An 18273-nucleotide genomic window follows, 5' to 3' on the forward strand; every position below is an offset into this window, starting at 1 on the left:
TGCGGCGAAAAAAAAGGCTATGTACCAACGATGTGTTGCGAGTACTAATCTAAACGGCAGAGTTCCAATCAGGAGGTCTGCCGATTATGGATACTCAAGCCTTTCACCACTGGCTGGCTCAACTGAGCCAACTCAGCGCCCATCAGAAATCTACGCTTCATCAGGCACTGCGGAACCCGCCGGCGACAGAAGTGCTCGATTGCCTGCCGGCGCTGCAGCGTTGCCCGCATTGCCAGACCAATGCGAATCAGCTTGCGCCCTGGGGTTGGTCGCGCAGTCTGCGCCGCTATCGTTGCCGTAGTTGTCGACGGACTTGCACCGCGCGCTCAGCAACAGGCCTTGCCCGCCTGCACTACCCCGAACGCTGGAAAGACTACGCCCAGGCACTGATTGACGGGCTTAGCGTGCGCAAGGCGGCCCAGGCATGCGGCATCAGCAAAAACACCGCTTTCCTCTGGAGGCACCGCTTCCTGGCTGCAGCGGCTGAGCATCACGCCACGCATGAGGCAGGGATTGTCGAAGTGGATGAGACGTTCTTTCTGGAGTCCTTCAAGGGCCAGAGGCAGTTGCCTCGGCCGCCCCGTAAACGAGGTGGGGTGAGCGTGACCCGCGGCACGGGTAAAGACCAGATCCCGGTGATGGTGGTGCGCGACCGGGAGGGCCACACCGCTGACTTCAAGTTGGCCAAGCTCGATGCCAATCATGTGCGAGAGGCGTTGATGCCGCTGATCGACCGGGAGGCCGTGCTCTGCAGTGACGGGGCGGCAGTCTATGCCAGCTTTGCCCGGGCACAGGGCATCACCCATCAGGTCGTGCATGCCCGCCCCGGCCAGCGAGTGCGCCAAGGCGCTTTCCATATTCAGAACGTCAACGCCTACCACAGCCGCTTGAAGAGCTGGATGACCCGCTTTCACGGCGTGGCCACCCGCTACCTCCCGAATTACCTGGGCTGGCGCCGCATGCTAGAGCGCTATCAGCGGAATATTCGGCCGGCTCACTGCATTCAGGAGGCGGTAGGCAGAACCCTGCAACACGCTATTGGTACATAGCCAAAAAAAACCCCGCACTGGGCGGGGCTTTCTTCAGCATGGCTGTCAGATACTCAGCACCTTGTCGCCCCGGGCGATGCCGGTGACGCCGCTGCGTACGGTTTCCAGGATCGACGCGGTGCCGACGGCCTGAATGAAGCTGTCCAGCTTGTCGCTCGTGCCGGCCAGTTGAATGGTGTAGACGCTGGTGTTCACGTCGACGATCTGCCCACGGAAGATGTCGGTGGTGCGCTTGACCTCGGCGCGCTGGGCGCCGGTAGCCTTGACCTTGACCAGCATCAGTTCGCGCTCGATATGGGCGCTTTCCGACAGATCCACCAGCTTAACCACCTCGATCAGCTTGTTGAGGTTCTTGGTGATCTGCTCGATTACTTCATCGTGACCAACTGTGGTGAGCGTCAACCGCGACAGAGTCGGGTCTTCGGTTGGCGCCACGGTCAGACTTTCGATGTTGTAGTTGCGTTGCGAGAACAGGCCCACCACGCGGGACAATGCGCCGGGCTCGTTTTCCAGCAGCAGGGAAATGATGTGTCGCATGGTTAGGTCCGCTCCGTCTTGCTCAGCCACATATCGCGCATCGCCCCGTCTTTGATCTGCATCGGATAGACGTGCTCACTGGTGTCGACCTGGATATCGAGGAACACCAGGCGATCCTTCATCGCGAAGGCCTGCTCCATCATCGGCTTCAGGTCTTTCAGCTCGGTAATGCGCATGCCGACATGACCATAGGCCTCGGCCAGCTTGACGAAGTCCGGCAACGACTCCATGTAGGAATGCGAGTGACGGCTGCTGTACATCATGTCCTGCCATTGGCGCACCATGCCGAGGGCGCCGTTGTTCAGGTTGACGATCTTCACCGGCAGGCCGTACTGCAGGCAGGTCGACAGCTCCTGGATGTTCATCTGGATACTGCCTTCACCGGTCACACAGGCCACATGGTCATCCGGGAAGCTCAGCTTGACACCCATCGCCGCCGGCAAGCCGAAGCCCATGGTGCCGAGGCCACCGGAGTTGATCCAGCGATTGGGCTTGTTGAAGCGGTAGTACTGCGCGGCAAACATCTGGTGCTGACCGACGTCAGAGGTGACGAAGGCGTCGCCCTGGGTCACTTCGCTCAGGGTCTCGATCACGGTTTGCGGCTTGATGATGCTGCCGTCGCCCTTGTCGTAAGGGAACATGCCGCGGCTGCCACGCCACTCCTCGATCTGCTTCCACCAGCTGGACAGCGCCTCTTTGCTCGGGCTCTCGCCGATTTCCTTGAGGATCGCGACCATCTCGGTCAGTACGCTTTCGACCGGCCCGACGATCGGGATGTCGGCCTTGATGGTCTTGGAGATCGAAGCCGGGTCGATGTCGATGTGGATGATCTTGGCATTCGGGCAGAACTTGCCGGCGCCATTGATCACCCGGTCGTCGAAACGCGCGCCGACGGCCAGGATCACGTCGGCATGGTGCATCGCCAGGTTGGCGGTGTAGCTGCCGTGCATGCCGAGCATACCGAGGAACTGGCGGTCGCCGCCGGGGTAGCCGCCCAGGCCCATCAGGGTGTTGGTCACCGGCAGATTGAGCATCTGCGCCAGCTCGGTCAACGGTGCCGCAGCTCCACCCATGATCACGCCACCACCGGAGTAGATCACCGGGCGCTTGGCGCTCAGGAGCATTTCGGCTGCCTTGCGAATCTGGCCCGAATGCCCGCGCATGGCCGGGGTGTAGGAGCGCAGCTTGGCCTTCTTCGGGTACACGTACTCGAATTTTTCCGCCGGGTTGGTCATGTCCTTCGGGATATCCACGACCACCGGGCCGGGACGGCCGGACTGGGCGAGATAGAAGGCCTTCTTCATCACCTCGGGAATCTCGGAGGCGTGCTTGATCATGAAGCTGTGCTTCACGATCGGCCGGGAGATACCGATCATGTCGGTTTCCTGGAAGGCATCGGTACCGACCATGTTGCTCGGCACCTGGCCGGACAGCACCACCATCGGAATGGAATCCATGTAGGCCGTGGCGATACCGGTGATGGCGTTGGTCGCGCCTGGCCCGGAGGTCACCAGCACTACACCGGCCTTGCCGGTGGCGCGGGCGTAACCGTCAGCCATATGAGTTGCCGCTTGTTCGTGGCGAACCAGGATGTGATTGACCTCCGGTTCCTTGAACAGGGCATCGTAGATATGCAGCAGAGCACCGCCCGGGTACCCATAGATGTTCTTTACGCCTTCGTCACGCAAAAAGCGGACGACCATTTCAGCGCCGGATAAAAGCTCCACGTTGTTCACCTCTTGAACGCCAGAATGCCACCCGACAACGAGTGACTCTTAGTAGGTCTTACTGGTCAGCGGACTTGCACGACTGTGATCGTGAACTCTGAACGTCGGCATGACGAGTAACGGAACAGCCCATGGTCTTGGGGGACTGGCCCTCCCAGCGCGAGGTAACGCGTTGCGGGTAACACGGATCGGCACGGGTAGCGCCTCTTGTTGCTGAGCTGGAGGACACTTGCGGCGGACTCCACTACAGCGAACGTGGGATTGTTCGGATTCGGCGAGGGCAAGTCAAGTGATCCGTAACGGATTCGGCAATCTTCTGCTGTGACGTGGCGCAGGATGAAGATTCGGCCGATTTGGTTATAGTAACCCCCAGCCTTCGCAGCACATCAAAAGGAAACAGCATGCGCCGCACAATCCTCATCAGCAGCTTGCTGCTCGCCCTGAGCGCAACCGCCACGGCCAGCCAGGTGTACAAGTGGGTCGACGCCCAGGGTGTCACCCACTTCAGCGCGCAACCGCCACAAGGCGAGCAGGCCACCACCATCAATACCGCTGCGCCGCCGCCCAAGCCGGCCGAAGCCAAGGCTGCACCCACCTTCCAGAGCATTGCCGACCCCGAGCAGGCCGCGATCGATGAGAAAGTGAAGCAGCAGGTCGCCGCCAAGGAAGCTGAGCGCAAGAAATACTGCGAAAGCGTGCGCACCAACCTGGCGCAACTGCAGAACAACCCGCGCGTGCGCGAAGAGGTTGACGGCGAGGTGCGCCGCCTGAGCGAAGAAGAGCGTCAGCAGCGCATCAGCGCGGCGCAGAAGTCGATTGCCGAGAACTGCAAATAGCGCCCTCGACGCGGCCTCAGGCCGCGCCGCCGATCAGCCGATCAAACTCGCCCAACGCCCGAATCAGCTCCGCGGCCTGCTCAGCACGGGCACTGTAGACCTGCTCGGCCATAGGCCGGATTCCCGAGACGCTAGGCAGCTGCGCCTCGGTCTCGAGCATCTGCTTCATGCGCGGTAGGAATACCCATTGCAGCCACTGTTCGAAGGCCATGCTGTCGACACAGAAGGGCTGCTGACTGGCCAGCGCCTGCTCGCTGGGAGGGGTCTCGGACCACCAGCCCTGCAAACGCAATTCACGTTCGATCAGCAGAAGCTGCTCTGCGATAGCAGGTACGCGCGCATCCATCAGAGACTGACCCGCGCGCGCTCACGCGCCTGCGCGGCGCCGGCCGGATCGCCCTGACGCTCCCGCGCCTGGGCGATCAGGTTCCACAGACTGGCCTGCAAGGCCGGGCGACCACTGGCGTAGCTCAGGCCGCGACGGGCGAATTGCTCGGCCTGCGCCGCATCGCCCTGGGCCAGACGCACCTCGGCCAGCCGATAGAGCACCTGCGGCTCGCGCGGGGCGATTCGCTGTGCGCGCTCCAGGCTGGAAGCCGCACCATTCAGGTCACCACTGCTCTGCTGCTGCTGGGCCGTGGTCAGCAACGCCAGCACCGGGCCATCGAGTTGCTCGTCGGCGGCCAGGCCACCGTTACTAGGAATACCGCTGGGCATCGAAGGGGCCGGCGCGCTGTAACCACCCAACGGTTCGCCGGTATCCAGCGGCGGGCTCTCGATGACGCCACCGATCGGCGCACTGGGCGCCGGAAAGGTCTGAATAGGTGCAGCGCTGCCGGCACCCTGGGGCACCATCACCACCACCCCCGAATCCTGCGGGAGGGTTTGCGGCTGGGCGGCCGGCTGGCCATAACTGCCACCACTGCCCTCTTGCTGCTCGTAGACCGATCCGCTGGAGTCGACCACCGGGATCGAACCACGCGGCACACTGGCGCAACCACCCAGCACCACCGAGGCTGTTACAGCTGGAATCCACCACTTGCTCACTTTGCTTCCTCTCACTTAATCCAACCAGCCCCGAACCCAGTCCATCACCGAATCAACCGGCGCCTGTATTCCACAGCCCGGCCCCGGCACCGGCTCACTCCCTCGAATATACGGCATCTGCACGGCATTCGGGCAGCTGGGATCGGAGCCCTGGCCGCTGTGGGCGTCGACCCAGGCCTGCACCACGTTGTCCGGCAGCGGCATGTCCAGTGGCAGTGGATCGGCCTTGCCCATAAAGTTGGTCCAGACCTGCAGGGCTCCGGTGGCGCCGGTCAATGGCGTCGGCCCGTTGTCATCCCGACCGAGCCACACCACGGCGAGCAGATCCTGGCTGAACCCGGCGAACCAGCTGTCGCGCGAGTCGTTGCTGGTCCCGGTCTTGCCGGCCAGGTTCAGGGAACTGGACAACTGGCTGTACACCGAGCGGCCAGTACCTTCGCGCATGGTGCGCTGCATGGCGTTCTGCAGCAGGTAGATCGCCCCCGCATCAAAGCGCTGCTGAATCTGGTAGGGATAGCGTTTGAGCGGTTCGCCCTCGGCGGTCAGCACGCTGCGAATGCCGCGCAATGGCGTATTGAAGCCACCGTTGGCCAAGGTCTGGTACATGTCCGCTACCTCCATCGGCGTCAAGGCACCGGCCCCCAGCAGCATCGAGGGGTAGGCCGGCCACTTGCGCTCGACACCGAGACGCTCAAGGGTTTTGAGCACGTTCGGCACGCCCAGTTCCAGGCCGAGCTTGGCGGTGGACAGGTTGTAGGAGTTGGCCAGGCCCTGATACAGGTAAATGGTACCGTGGGCCTTGCGGTCATAGTTCTGCGGGCGCCAGACCTGACCGTCCTGGCCCTTGATGGAGAAGGGTTGATCCTCCAGCAGGCTGGTCAGGGTGAACTGGCTGGGGCGCTCCAGAGCGGTCAGGTAGATCGCCGGCTTGATCAGCGAGCCGATCGGCCGCAGCGCATCCAGCGCCCGGTTGAAGCCAGCGAAGCGCGGCTGCCGGCTGCCGATCAGGGCCTGCACCTCGCCGGTTTCCGGGTTGGTGACCACCATGCCGGCCTCCACCTGGTCCACACCCTTGCGACCGGACAGGCGCTTCAAGGACTCGGCCAGGGCATTCTCGGCCTTGAGCTGAAGAATCGGGTCGAAGCTGGTGAAGATGCGCAGGCCCTCTTCGGTCAGGTCGGCCTCCCGGTAGTCCTCGCGCAGCTGGCGCTTGACCAGATCGAGGAACGCCGGGAAGGAGCTGTCCGCCAGACTGCCGCGCTGGGTGACACCGAGCGGCTTGGCCTTGGCCGCAGCCGCTTCCTCGGCGCTCACCACACCCTGCTCGACCAGCACATCGAGGACCAGATTGCGCCGTTCCAGGGCGCGCTCGGGATTGCGCCGCGGGTTGTAGTAGGTCGGGCCCTTGACCATGCCCACCAGCAACGCGACCTGGTCGAGCTTCAGTTCGTTCAGCGGCTGGCTGAAGAAGTACTGGCTGGCCAGGCCGAAGCCGTGCACCGCGCGCTGACCATCCTGGCCGAGGAAGACCTCGTTGAGGTAGGCCTCGAGGATGTCCTCTTTGTCGTAATGCAACTCCAGCAGCACCGCCATCATGGCTTCGGTGGCCTTGCGGGTCAGGCTGCGCTCGTTGGTCAGGTAGAAGTTCTTCACCAGCTGCTGGGTCAGGGTACTGCCGCCCTGGCGCAATTGCCCCGCCGTGGCGTTGATCCAGACCGCACGGGCGATGCCCTTGGGCGAGACGCCGAAGTGGTTGAAGAACTCGCGATCCTCTACCGCCACCAGGGTTTCCACCAGGTAGGGCGGCACCTGCTCGAGCTTGATCAGCACGCGGTCTTCCTGATGCGCCGGGTAGAGGCCACCGATCAGCATCGGCTCCAGCCGCGCCACCGCCAGGTTGGCGCCGTTGGCCTGGGTCAGGCCGGCGACGTAGTCGCCGGAAAAACGCACCCGCACGCGCTGGGACGGTTCTGCGCTCTCGTAGAACTGGAAGCCGCGGCTGTGCAACTCGATGCTGTTGCCGGCCACCGACACGGCGCCCGGACCGCTGACCGCGCCCTCAAGGCGATAGCCGAGGGCATCCAGCTCCTTGAGAAAGTCATCCTTGGTCAGTTTCTGCCCGACGAACAGCTCGAGCGGCCTGGCGTAGACCTTGGCGGGCACGGTCCAGCGCTTGCCGGAGAACTTCTCCTGCACCACGGCGTCGAGGTAGACGGCGAAGCCGGCCACAATGACCAAGCCAACCAAGCCAAGCTTGAAAATCCAGCCAAGCCAGGGGCGCGGGCCGCGCGAGCGGCGTTTGGAACGGGGACGGGGGGATCGGGTACGAGTCATGGCGCGGCATTATACGCACTTTGCCGGGCCCGAGCAGGCGCTGCCCGGCGGTTTGCAGAGCGGCTCACAGCGGCCATAATGCCCTCCTCTCAATTAGACCGAACGCCAAGGATCGCCCGTGAGCCAAGCCCTGATCGCCGCCCTGCAGAACCCGGCCCTCTACCCGCACCCGGTAGACGGGTTCCAGGTCATCGAGACGCATATCTCCTGGGTCCTGCTGACCGGCCCCTACGCCTACAAGGTCAAGAAGCCGGTGAATTTCGGCTTCCTCGACTTCACCGAACTGGCGGCGCGCGAGCACTTCTGCAACGAAGAACTGCGCCTCAACCAGCGCCTGACCCAGGGCCTGTACCTGGAAGTCTTGCCGATCAGCGGCAGCGAAGAGGCCCCGCAGCTGTCCGGCGAGGGCCCGGTCATCGAATACGCGCTGAAGATGCGCCAGTTCCCCCAGGACCAGCTGCTCGGCGAGGTGCAGGGCCGCGGCGAACTGAGCGAGAGCCATATCGAGGCACTGGCCCGGCAGATCGCCGAGTTCCACCTCAAGGCCCCGCAGGTGCCTCAGGCGCATGAGCTCGGCAGCGCGCAGGCGGTCATGGCGCCGGTGCTGCAGAACTTCGAGCAGATCCGCCCGCTGCTCTCCGACCCGACCGACCTGCAGCAGCTCGACGCCCTTCAGGCCTGGGCCGAGAGCAGCTACGCGCGCCTGATGCCGCTGCTCGACCAGCGCAAGGCCGAGGGCTTCATTCGCGAATGCCACGGCGATATCCACCTGGGCAACGTGACCCTGCTCGATGGCCAGGTGGTGCTGTTCGACTGCATCGAGTTCAACGAACCCTTCCGCCTGATCGACATCATCTCCGACGCCGCCTTCCTCGCCATGGATCTGGAGGACCGCGGTCTGAAGTGCTTGTCACGGCGCTTCGTCAGCACCTGGCTGGAGTACACCGGCGACTATGCCGCGCTGGAACTGCTGAACTTCTACAAGGCCTATCGCGCCATGGTCCGCGGCAAGGTCGCGCTGTTCCGCCTAGGTCAGGAGCAGGATGCCGTGCAGCGTGCAGTGATCCTGCGCCAGTACCGGCGCTACGCCACCCTGGCGGAAAGCTACAGCGCCATCCCCACCCCTTTCCTGGCAATCACCCATGGGGTGTCCGCGGTCGGCAAGAGCTCCGTGGCCATGCGCCTGGTCGAGGCCCTGGGTGCCGTGCGCCTGCGCTCGGATGTGGAACGCAAGCGTCTGTTCGGCGAGCAGCCGAGCGGCGACCAGGGGCAACTGAGCGCCGGCATCTACAGTCAGGACGCCAGCACCGCCACCTACCAGCGCCTGCACCAGCTGGCCGAAATCGGCCTGCATGCCGGCTTCCCGGTGGTGATCGACGCCACCTACCTCAAGCAGGCGCAGCGCAAGGCCGCCTGGCAGATCGCCGAGGCCAACGCCGTGCCCTTCCTGATCCTCGACTGCCACGCGCCGCAGGACGTGATCGCCAGCTGGCTGAGCCAGCGCCAGGCCGCCGGCATCGACCCCTCCGACGCCACCCTGGAGGTGATTCAGGCCCAGCAGGCCAGCCGCGAGCCGCTAAGCGAGGATGAACAGGCCAACAGCAAGCGCGTCGACACCCACGAAGGCGCCAGCCTGGACAGCCTGGTGAAGCAGATTCGTCAGCGCCTGCCGGGGCTCTAAGCGCCACCAGGACAGCCGCGGGCAGATCGCGGCGCGGCTTCTATACTGGCGGGGAACGCCACCCAGGAAGGCATCCCCATGAGCCAGCCGTGCCAACTCGATAGTCCGCTCTACCGCCTGCTGCGCGAGGAGAACATCGCCGGCTTCAATGCCCAGCGCCCCCAGGACGTCGAAGTCGACCTCAGCGGGGGCGACTTCCGCGGCCTCGATCTACGCGCCCTGGATGCCCAGGGCATCAACTTCAGCGACGCCTATTTCCGCGGCACCGACCTGCGCGGCCTGGACCTGCGCCAGGCGCGCCTGGAAGGGGCGAGCCTGGCCCATGCGCAGATTTCCGGGGCCTACTTTCCCGCCGACCTGTCCGCCGATGAGCTGCTGATGTCCGTCAACTTCGGAACACGCCTGCGCTACCGGACCCGCTAGCATGAGCGAGATCAGCGCGCTGTTCGGTGCCGGCGCCGAGGCCTACGCCAACTACCGCCCGCAATACCCGGACGCCTTGTTCGACTGGCTGGCCCAGCACAGCCCGCAGCGCCTGCGCGCCCTCGACATCGCCTGCGGCAACGGCCAGGCCAGCCACCCGCTGCGCCGGCACTTCGCCCAGGTGCTGGCCTGCGACGCCAGCCTCGAGCAGCTGCACGCCGGCCGCGACTGGCAGGGCATCCAGCGCTTCGCCGCCGACGCCAGCGCACTGCCCCTGGCCACAGCCAGCCTCGACCTGATAGTGGTCGCCCAGGCCCTGCACTGGTTCGCCAGCCCGGCGTTCTTCGCCGAGGTCAGGCGCCTGCTCAAACCCGACGGCCTGTTCTGCGCCTGGTGCTACGGCCTGACGCGGATCGACAGCCGACTCGACACGCTGATCGAGAACTTCTATGGCAATACCCTGGCGGGCTACTGGCTGGACGGGCGCGCCAGCGTCGAAGCCGGCTACCGCGACATCGCGCTTCCGCTGCCCGGCATCGCGGTACCCGACCTGGCCCTCGAGGCGGTCTGGAACCTCGATCAGCTGACCGGCTACCTGCGTACCTGGTCGGCAGTCCAACGCTGGGAGCGGCAGCACGGTCGCGATCCGGTTGCCGAACTGACACCGGCACTGCGACGGGCCTGGGGCGATAGCAAACAGCCACGCCCGGTCCGCTGGCCGCTACACTTCCTGGCAGGCATAGCACGCTGATCGACTTCCATTCGTTATTCAGCTTCGCGACTGCGCGACGCAAGGAGGCCTGATGAACGACGAACTGCAACATTTGAAGAATCTTGGCAAGACTTCGGCCCAGTGGCTGCATGCTGCGGGCATCCACAGTGCCAGCGACCTGCGCCGCCTGGGGGCGGTAAGCGCCTACCGCGCCGTCCGGGCGCGCGGGTTTCGCGCCTCCAAGGTGCTGCTGTACGCGATCGAGGGCGCGCTGCTGAATATTCACTGGAACGAACTGCCGCCCGCCCACAAGGCAGAACTGAACGGCCAGCTCGACGCCTGCGCGGCGCACAACAAGAGCTAGCTCACATCCTCCACCGACGGGGATTTACCGGGAACCGGGCGCCACCTATTGTGTCAGGGCCGTCCGTGCGCTTCGCCAGTCCAGTCAGTTCAAGGAATTACGCTCATGTATTTACTCGGGGAGCAACCGGCTTACGCCGACCAGCTGATCAGTCGACTGCAGAGCATCCCCGCCCAGTTGCTGGACGGTCTGGAGCCTTGCGGCGCGCCGTTGCAGCTGGAGCAGGTCGAAGACCTGGCGCCGGCGCTGCCGAGCAATCAGCTCTTCATCATAGCCGACGGCCTGCTGCACGCCCTGGTCGATGAACGCCCGCTGTTCTATCTGCAGGAGGGCGACCTGGTCGGCCTGCGCCAGGGTATCGACCTGCCCAGTTGTCGTTACCGCAGCGAAGAGCCGCTCAGCCTGATTCCCTATGCCCGCGGCGACGTGTTCCAGCACATCTACGCCAGCGAGCATCGCCAGGAACTGTTCATCCAGTACCTGATCGGCCATACCGCCCTGCTCTCCGACGCGCTGGCGCGGCTCAAGCAGCCGGAATTGCGCACCTCCACCGGTTTCCAGCACTTTGCCGCCGGCGAAGAGCTGATCCACCAGGGCGACGCGGCCGAGCACGTGTTCATCATCATCGAGGGCCACGCCGAGGCCATCGTCGACGGGCACAAGGTCGGTGACGTGCAGAAGGACGAGATCTTCGGCGCCATGGCCGTGTTCACCCGGGAGAAACGCAGTGCCACGGTCGTCGCGACCGAGCCCTGCACGGTGATGGTGATCCCCAAGGACCAGTTCCTCAGCCTGATGCAGAGCAACCCGCGGATCGCCCACAGCCTGATCGAAAGCATGGCCAGGCGCATCGACCTGATGAACAAGGAAATCACCCAGCTGCGCCTACCGACGATGGCACTCTAGTCGCCGACTCGACGAACGGCGTCGCGAGGCGTTGGGCGAAAAACGTTGACATGCAAATGAGAATCGCTATTATTCAATCAACTGATCGCGAGATCAGCCGATAAGCTCAAGGGCCCAGCAGTCGGACTCTTCAGATTATCTCCTCATCAGGCTAAACACGGTTATTGACCCGGCGCATGCCGGGTCTTTTTTTGCCCGCTTTTCCGTGCCCGCGCCAGCCCGGCTCAATACCGGAGCTTGGCGTAGAAGCTCTTCTGCGAGGCCTCGCGGGCCTGCCGAAGGGTGTGGATGCCCTGCTCGGCGAGCAGGGGCAGCAGCCTGAGAAACACCTCGCCGGTGACCATGGCGTCGCCCAGGGCGGTATGCCGGCCGACCACCTGCACCCCCAGGCGAGCGGCGATCTGCTCGAGACGATGCTCGTCGGCGCCGTGCCCGGGATGGACCAGGGCCGACAGCAACAGGGTGTCGAGCACCGGCTGGATGAAGCGCACGCCGGTCTGTTCTTCCTTGAGCTGCAGGAAGCGCATGTCGAACGCGGCGTTGTGCGCGACCAGCACCGTGTCTTCGGCGAAGCGCTGGAACAGCGGCAGCACCTGGGCGATGGCCGGCTGGCCGGCGAGCAACTCCGGGGTCAAGCCATGCACCTGCTGCGACTCACGGGGAATCGAGCGACGCGGATCGATCAGCTGCTCGAAACACTCCTGCTTGAGCAGGTGGCCGTTGACAATGCGCACCGCACCGATCGAGATGATCTCGTCGCCCTCTGACGGCGCCAGCCCGGTGGTCTCGGTGTCGAACACCGTATAGGCCAACTCACCCAGGGGCCGCTCATCCAGCTCCGGGGTCTGCCCCGGCTGGCTGAACAGGTCGAAGTCGTAATACACCGGACGCCCGTGATCCGGCGTCGACGAGGGTTCCAGCGGCTGCGGCTCGATGATCGGCAACTGCAGGCACAGGCGCGCGGTGCCGGCGCTGCGGTCGCTCTGGCACCAGAGTTCGCCCGCATGACGTTCCAGCACCTCGCGCAGGGTCGAGGCACCCGGATCGTCCCCGCCCAGGCTGAACGGACGCTCTTCCCACTCGTGCAGTCGCTCCGGCTCCAGCCCAGGTCCTTGCCAGCGCAGCCCCAATCGGGCGAAGCCGCCCTCACCGGCCAGCTCCAGCTCGACCTCGCGTACGTCACAGCTACTGGCCAGGGCCCCCATCAGCTGGGTCATGGCCTGCACCAGGGAATAACTGTCCAGACTCAGCCAGAGTGGCGGATCATCCCCCCCATAGTGGGCGGTGACGCCCAGTACCGCATCGAAATTGCGCTGCAGGGCCAGCAGCAGATCGCTTGCCAGCATGTCCTCCAGCGGCCACTGCGGCCGCAGGATGTCGGCGTGCCGGGCCAGTGCCTGCTGCAGTTGCCCGGACAGACGCTGCGCCTCGTCCAGGATCACCGCGCCGAAGCGCTGACGCTGCTCGGCCTCCATCTGCGGATACTGCTGTACGGTCTCGGCGGCGGCGCGGATGTTGGCTAGGGCCGCGCGGCTGCCTTCGGTGAGTTGCAGCAACAGTGCGTCGCGACGGCTGTTGAGCTCCACCGAACGGGTGATGTCCTCGAGGATCAGGACGAAGCCGATCAGTTCGCCCTGGGCATCCTGCAGCGGCACCATCTGGGCGCGCAGCAGGTGGGCGCCCCGGGCCGTGACGAAGCTGGCCACCGGCCGCGGGCTGCGCTGCTCCAGGCGCTGCCGCAGGCGATCCAGGGCATGGACGATCAGCCGCTGATCGAGGATGGCGAAGATCGAGCGGCCCAGGCCCACCGGCGTGCCCGCCGCCTGCCCGGGGCCCGGCTCCAGCAGCAGGCTGGCGCGACTGTTGTACAGCAGGATGCGCCCCTCGCGGTTGCACACCAGCACGCTTTGCGCGAGCTCCGACATCAGGGCCGCCAGGCGGTTCTTTTCCTCCTCGAGGCGGGCGTTGGCCTCGCCGATGCGCTGCTTGACCTCCTGCTGCAGGGCGCCATGGGCCTCGGCGAAGGCATTCAACGCGCGCGCCAGGCGGCGCACCGGCCGAGCGCCGCCTGGCGTGAGGCGATGTGCGCCGTTGACCCGGCGGATGATGTCGACTTCCTCGGCCAGGCGCGCCGCCGCCTCCGGGTAGGCCGCCAGGGCAACCCGCAAAATCACGGCGAACGGCACCAGCAACAGCCCCCCCAGCACCACCAGCAATGCCCCGCGGCCGTCGGACAACGCCAGCAGGGCCGCGCGCTCGGCCGCGCTCAGGTCCGTCCACAGCGCCGCCCCGGCCAGGCCGAGCAAGGTCGCGAACAGCAGCACCAGCCCGCCCAGCCAGGCGGCGTACCTGAACCGGGGCCGCATGACTTAGCCCTCTTCGAGTAACGCGCGCACCTGGGCCAGCAGCGCTTGGGTGGCGAACGGCTTGGTGATGTAGGCATCGGCGCCCAGCGCCAGACCCTTGCTGATCTCCACCTCGCGGCCCTTGGCGGTCAGCATGACGATACGCAGGCGCTGCCAGGCGGGGTTTTCGCGGATCTTCTGGCACAGGTCGAAACCGCTCAGACGTGGCAGCATCACGTCGAGCAGCACCAGGTCCGGGGGCTGACGCTGGATGGCGTCCCAGGCCTCCTGACCGTCGTGGGCCACCTCAACCCGGTAGCCCTCCTGCTGCAGGAGAAACTCCAGGGAGATGACGATGTTCGGCTCGTCGTCGGCGATCAACACGGTACGGCTCATGGTTGCTCCTGCGTGTTGTGCTCGGGAGGCGACGCACCCACGTCGCCCCCCAAGGGAAGCGTAAAGGAAAAGCAGGCGCCCTGCCCGTGCACGCTGTCTACCCACAGGCGGCCGCCGAAGTGCTCGATGATCTGCCGACTGATCGGCAGGCCCAGGCCGGTGCCCTGGGGCTTCTCGGTAAGGGGGTCACCGGCCTGGCGGAACTTCTCGAAGATCGCCTCCTGATCGGCGGCGGCGATGCCGGCACCGTTGTCGCGCACCTCCACCCGCAGCGCCTCGGGCAGTTCGTGCAGGGCGATCGCGATACGCCCATGCTCGCGGGCACAGAACTTCGCCGCGTTGGATATCAGGTTGAGCAGCACCTGCAGCAGGCGGTCGCGATCGGCCGCCACCGGCGTCACCTGCGCCGGCAGATCGAGTTCCAGATCGATGCGCTGGTCGCCGAGCAGCTGACTGGTGGTGGCCACGGCATCTTCGATCACCGCCTTGAGGTCGACCGCACTCGCGCGCCACTCGGCCTGCCCCGACTCCAGCTTGGCCAGGTCGAGCACCTGGTTGATCAAACGCGTCAGGCGCTCGCTTTCCTTGACGATGATGGCGACGAAGCGCGTGCGCTGCGCCGCGTCCAGCTCCGGGTTGTCATTGAGGATCTCGGAGAAGGCGCGAATCGAGGTCAGCGGCGTGCGCAATTCGTGGGTCACCGTGGAGATGAAGTCGTCCTTGAGCCGATCGAGCTCCTGCAGCCGCGCATTGGCCGCGCGCAGCTCGCCGGTGGCCGTTTCCAGCTCGCGGGACTGCTGCTCCAGGCGCCGGCTGTAGGCGAGCACCTGGGAAGCCTCGTCGAGTATGCCGAGCACCTCGTCCATGCCCAGCGGCTCCTCCTCCACCACCGAGGCCAGCATCACCCGCGCCGAGGCGGCGCCGATGGCGCCGGCCAGCTGTTGTTCGGCGAAGTGCACCAGCTCGGCATCCGCCTCGAGCGCGGCGCTGGACGGCAGGCCACGCCGCTGCGCATGCTCGGCGAAGGCGGCCGCGGCGCGCCGGGGGCCGAGAAAACGGCCGACCAGGGCGCTGATCTCCGCCACCGAGGCCTGGCCACGCCACAGGCTGGAACCACGCCCGGCGACCTTGAAGGCTTCGACGAACAGCAGTGCCTGGGCCTGCTCGCGGGCGCTCTGGCGGCCGAGCAGCGACACGCCGACGTAGGCGCCGAGGTTGGCCGTCAGGCTCCAGAACAGCGCGTGGCTGAGCTCGTCCAGGCCGCTCAGGCCGAACAGCGCCAGGGGCTTGAGCCAGGCGATGGCCAGCGGCCCCTGCTCGATGAACGACAGCGGCAGCCAGCCGGACTTGGCAAATGCCGGCAGCGCTAGGGTGTAGAGCCACAGCGAGAAACCCAGCAGCAGACCACTCAGGGCCCCGGCGCGGCTGCCCTGTTTCCAGTACATGCCGCCGAGCATCGCCGGCGCGAACTGGGCCACCGCGGCGAAGGACACCAGGCCGATCGACACCAGGGCGTAGGCTTCGCCAGCGGCGCGGTAATAGACGTAACCGAGCAGCAAGAGCAGAAGGATGGCCGCGCGGCGGATGCCCAGCAACAACCCGGAAAGGTCGCGGCGTCGGGCCAGGCCCAGCGCGCGCCAGCGCAGCAGCAGTGGCATCACCAGGTCGTTACAGATCATTGTGGACAGGGCGATGCTCTCGACTATGACCATCCCGGTGGCCGCCGACAGGCCGCCGATGAACACCAGCAGGGCCAGGGCTTCCTGGCCCTGGGCCATCGGCAGGGTGAGGACGAAGGTATCGGCGTCGACCTGGCCCGGGGCGAAGTGCATCAGGCCGGCGAAGGCAATCGGCAGGACGAACACATTGATCGCCAGCAGGTACAGGGGAAACAGCCAGATCGCCTTGGCCAGATGCTGTTCGTTGACGTTCTCCACCACGCCGATCTGGAACTGCCGCGGCAGAAACAGGATCGACAGCATCGACAGCAGAATCAGCGAGACCCAGGAGCCGTAGGTGCCGGCCGCACCGCCAAGGGTCAGCAGGCGGCCCACCTCGGGCAGTCGCTGGGCCTGCTCGAACAGGTCGGCGAAGCCGTGGTAGAGGCCAAAGGTGACGAAGGCCCCCACCGCGAGAAAGGCCAGCAGCTTGACCAGCGACTCGAAGGCGATCGCCGCCACCATGCCCTCGTGGCGCTCGGTGGCATCCAGGTGACGGGTGCCGAAGACGATGGTGAAGGCCGCCAGCAGCAGCGCCGCGTACAGCGCCGTGTCCTGCAGCGGCCCGGCATCGGCCAGTTGGGTGGGCATGGTGATTTGCGGGTATTGCACGAGGATGAGGAAACTGGTCGACACCGCCTTCAGCTGCAGGGCGATATAGGGAATCACCCCGACCACCGCGATCAGCGTCACCAGGCCGCCGAGCAGGCCGCTCTTGCCGTAGCGGGCGGCGATGAAGTCGGCGATCGAGGTGATGCGATTGGCCTTGCTGATGCGGATCATCTTGCGTAGCACCAGCCAGAACAGCGCCGCCATCAGGGTCGGCCCGAGGTAGATGGGCAGGAAGCCGACGCCACTGGCCGCGGCGCGGCCGACGCTGCCGTAGAAGGTCCAGGAGGTGGCGTAGACCGCCATCGACAGGGCGTAGATGTAGGGGTTGGCGATCAGCGAGCGGCCGGCCTCGGCCCGCCGGTCGCCCCAGTAGGCGATGGCGAAGAGCAGGCCCAGGTAGGCGCAGGATGCCAGCAGGATCACGCCGCCATGCAGCATTGGCCGTGCCTCCCGCTCAGTCCGAGCGCTCGATGACCAGCATCATCAGCCCGATCAGCGCGGCCCAGGCCAGGAACAGGTAGGCGTAGAGCAGCGGGATCCCCCACAGCCTGCCGTCGACATCGAACAGCGACAGCAACGGGTAGCTGAACAGCAGCCAGCCCAGCGCGAATAGCGCCACCAACCGCTGGCTCTGCTTGCCTGGATCGGCCATGGTCCACACCTCCTCTGACCAGTGTGGACGAATATTGCCGATCCGCCGCCTAGCGGATGCCTGCGCAGTGATCCTGTTCGGCCAGCGCCGGGGTGTACCAGAGGTAATCGGCCTGTCCCGCGCCGACCCGGCTGCCGACCTCGGCCAGCATCAGCACCTGGGTGCCCTGAGGGTGTCCCAGGTCGGCCAGGTGCAGGGGCACGCCCAGGTCGCGGCGCACGTGATAGGCGCCGGCCAGCAGCAGGCTCGGCGGCGGCGCAGCCAACAGCGCCTCGGCCATGCGCCGGTCGCGCTGCTGCTGCACGGCGAGCATGGCCGGCAGCTGGCTGTCCGGCAGCTTGTCGCAATGGGCCAGGCGGATCTGCTGCAGCAGCGCCTGGCGTACCGGCGGCGCGTTCGACTGCGCCCCGGCGAGCGGCGGCGGCTGGCGATAGATCGACATGACCTCGTCGCGCCTCAGGTTGGCCGGCAACGTCGGATAGGGCTGGGCCAGGGCGTGGCGCACGACCGGCCCGTACAGCGCCCAGTCCCAGCCGGGCTGCCAGGCCAGGGCCGCTGGCAGGTCGGCCGGCGCCTGGCCGTCGGCGAGGCGCTGGCGGGTCGCTTCGACCTTGTCCTGCTGATCCGGGCCGAGCATCTCCAGCAACAGGCTGCCCTGCGCGCGCCGCGCCGCCAGGGCCTGCAGCAGCCACAGCTGCAGGGCATGGTGATCCGGGTTGTCGTGCTGTTCGCCGACCAGCACCCGGGGCGAGCCGGCCAGGCGCTCGACCAGCTGCGCCGGGCTCAGGTGCCGGCCGCTGGACAGCTCGATGATCTGCCCCAACTGCGCATGCTGGCGCCCTTCCGGGCTCTGCCAGTCCGGTAACGGCGGCAAGGCGGCCTGACAGCCGGCGAGCAGCAACAAAAGGGCCATCCAAAGCGTACGCACAGGCAA

17 protein-coding genes are annotated in these 18273 nt (G+C 65.9%); 7 read left to right on the plus strand and 10 right to left on the minus strand.

All coding sequences use genetic code 11. The features are described from left to right. The first annotated feature begins 86 nt into the window (after positions 1-86). Positions 87-1049: an IS1595 family transposase gene (locus KDW96_RS07935; RefSeq protein WP_255837515.1), complete on the plus strand. Its 963-nt coding sequence runs from the start codon at positions 87-89 to the stop codon at positions 1047-1049. 45 nt (positions 1050-1094) lie between these two features. Here KDW96_RS07935 and ilvN read toward each other — a convergent pair whose 3' ends face one another. Further along, a complete protein-coding gene (gene ilvN / locus KDW96_RS07940; RefSeq protein ID WP_213639261.1) occupies positions 1095-1586 on the minus strand; it encodes an acetolactate synthase small subunit in 492 nt (163 codons plus the stop codon). 2 nt (positions 1587-1588) lie between these two features. Next, positions 1589-3313, minus strand: a complete 1725-nt coding sequence (locus KDW96_RS07945; RefSeq protein WP_255839883.1) for an acetolactate synthase 3 large subunit — start codon at positions 3311-3313, stop codon at positions 1589-1591. A gap of 401 nt (positions 3314-3714) precedes the next feature. Between KDW96_RS07945 and KDW96_RS07950 the strand changes: the two genes are divergently transcribed. Then, on the plus strand, positions 3715-4149 hold the full coding sequence (locus tag KDW96_RS07950; protein WP_255839884.1) for a DUF4124 domain-containing protein: 435 nt from the start codon (positions 3715-3717) through the stop codon (positions 4147-4149). 16 nt (positions 4150-4165) lie between these two features. On the opposite strand, the gene KDW96_RS07955 is transcribed toward KDW96_RS07950, so the two are convergent. From KDW96_RS07955 to mrcB, 3 genes are read right to left on the minus strand one after another with little or no spacing between them, the layout of a single operon-like run. Continuing rightward, entirely contained in the window at positions 4166-4495 is a 330-nt protein-coding gene (locus KDW96_RS07955; protein ID WP_255839885.1) for a YqcC family protein, read from the minus strand. Next, on the minus strand, positions 4495-5196 hold the full coding sequence (locus KDW96_RS07960; RefSeq protein WP_255839886.1) for a tetratricopeptide repeat protein: 702 nt from the start codon (positions 5194-5196) through the stop codon (positions 4495-4497). Before KDW96_RS07960 ends, KDW96_RS07955 begins: the two co-directional genes overlap by 1 nt. Before the next feature lie 15 nt (positions 5197-5211). After that, entirely contained in the window at positions 5212-7530 is a 2319-nt protein-coding gene (mrcB, locus tag KDW96_RS07965) for a penicillin-binding protein 1B (RefSeq protein ID WP_255839887.1), read from the minus strand. A gap of 118 nt (positions 7531-7648) precedes the next feature. On the opposite strand from mrcB, the gene KDW96_RS07970 reads away from it, so the two are divergent. From KDW96_RS07970 to KDW96_RS07990, 5 genes are all read left to right on the plus strand, one after another. After that, complete coding sequence (locus tag KDW96_RS07970; protein ID WP_255839888.1) at positions 7649-9211, plus strand: bifunctional aminoglycoside phosphotransferase/ATP-binding protein; 1563 nt, start codon at positions 7649-7651, stop codon at positions 9209-9211. Positions 9212-9289: 78 nt separating this feature from the next. Then, the gene (locus KDW96_RS07975; RefSeq protein ID WP_255839889.1) at positions 9290-9634 is read left to right on the plus strand and encodes a pentapeptide repeat-containing protein; all 345 of its coding nucleotides are present in this window, start codon (positions 9290-9292) and stop codon (positions 9632-9634) included. Position 9635: 1 nt separating this feature from the next. Beyond that, complete coding sequence (locus KDW96_RS07980) at positions 9636-10385, plus strand: class I SAM-dependent methyltransferase (RefSeq protein ID WP_255839890.1); 750 nt, start codon at positions 9636-9638, stop codon at positions 10383-10385. 52 nt (positions 10386-10437) lie between these two features. Further along, on the plus strand, positions 10438-10710 hold the full coding sequence (locus tag KDW96_RS07985; protein WP_255839891.1) for a TfoX/Sxy family protein: 273 nt from the start codon (positions 10438-10440) through the stop codon (positions 10708-10710). A 105-nt stretch (positions 10711-10815) separates the two neighbouring features. After that, positions 10816-11616 carry a cyclic nucleotide-binding domain-containing protein gene (locus tag KDW96_RS07990; protein ID WP_255839892.1) on the plus strand — a complete coding sequence of 267 codons (801 nt, stop codon included), beginning with the start codon at positions 10816-10818 and terminating at the stop codon, positions 11614-11616. 224 nt (positions 11617-11840) lie between these two features. Here the strand turns inward: KDW96_RS07990 and KDW96_RS07995 are convergent, their stop codons facing one another. The 5 genes from KDW96_RS07995 to KDW96_RS08015 are packed head-to-tail and all read right to left on the minus strand — an operon-like array spanning position 11841 to position 18267. Then, the gene (locus tag KDW96_RS07995) at positions 11841-13982 is read right to left on the minus strand and encodes a 3'-5' exonuclease (RefSeq protein ID WP_255839893.1); all 2142 of its coding nucleotides are present in this window, start codon (positions 13980-13982) and stop codon (positions 11841-11843) included. A gap of 3 nt (positions 13983-13985) precedes the next feature. Beyond that, a complete protein-coding gene (locus KDW96_RS08000) occupies positions 13986-14357 on the minus strand; it encodes a response regulator transcription factor (RefSeq protein ID WP_255839894.1) in 372 nt (123 codons plus the stop codon). Continuing rightward, positions 14354-17125 carry a sensor histidine kinase gene (locus tag KDW96_RS08005; protein ID WP_255839895.1) on the minus strand — a complete coding sequence of 924 codons (2772 nt, stop codon included), beginning with the start codon at positions 17123-17125 and terminating at the stop codon, positions 14354-14356. The genes KDW96_RS08000 and KDW96_RS08005 overlap by 4 nt, the downstream gene beginning before the upstream one ends. A 16-nt stretch (positions 17126-17141) precedes the next feature. After that, the gene (locus KDW96_RS08010; RefSeq protein WP_255839896.1) at positions 17142-17339 is read right to left on the minus strand and encodes a hypothetical protein; all 198 of its coding nucleotides are present in this window, start codon (positions 17337-17339) and stop codon (positions 17142-17144) included. A 49-nt stretch (positions 17340-17388) separates the two neighbouring features. Continuing rightward, positions 17389-18267 (minus strand): ChaN family lipoprotein, encoded by an 879-nt coding sequence (locus KDW96_RS08015; protein ID WP_255839897.1) that lies wholly within the window; start codon positions 18265-18267, stop codon positions 17389-17391. Positions 18268-18273: the final 6 nt, after the last annotated feature.

Source organism: Pseudomonas benzenivorans, assembly GCF_024397895.1.
Taxonomy (GTDB): domain Bacteria; phylum Pseudomonadota; class Gammaproteobacteria; order Pseudomonadales; family Pseudomonadaceae; genus Aquipseudomonas; species Aquipseudomonas benzenivorans_A.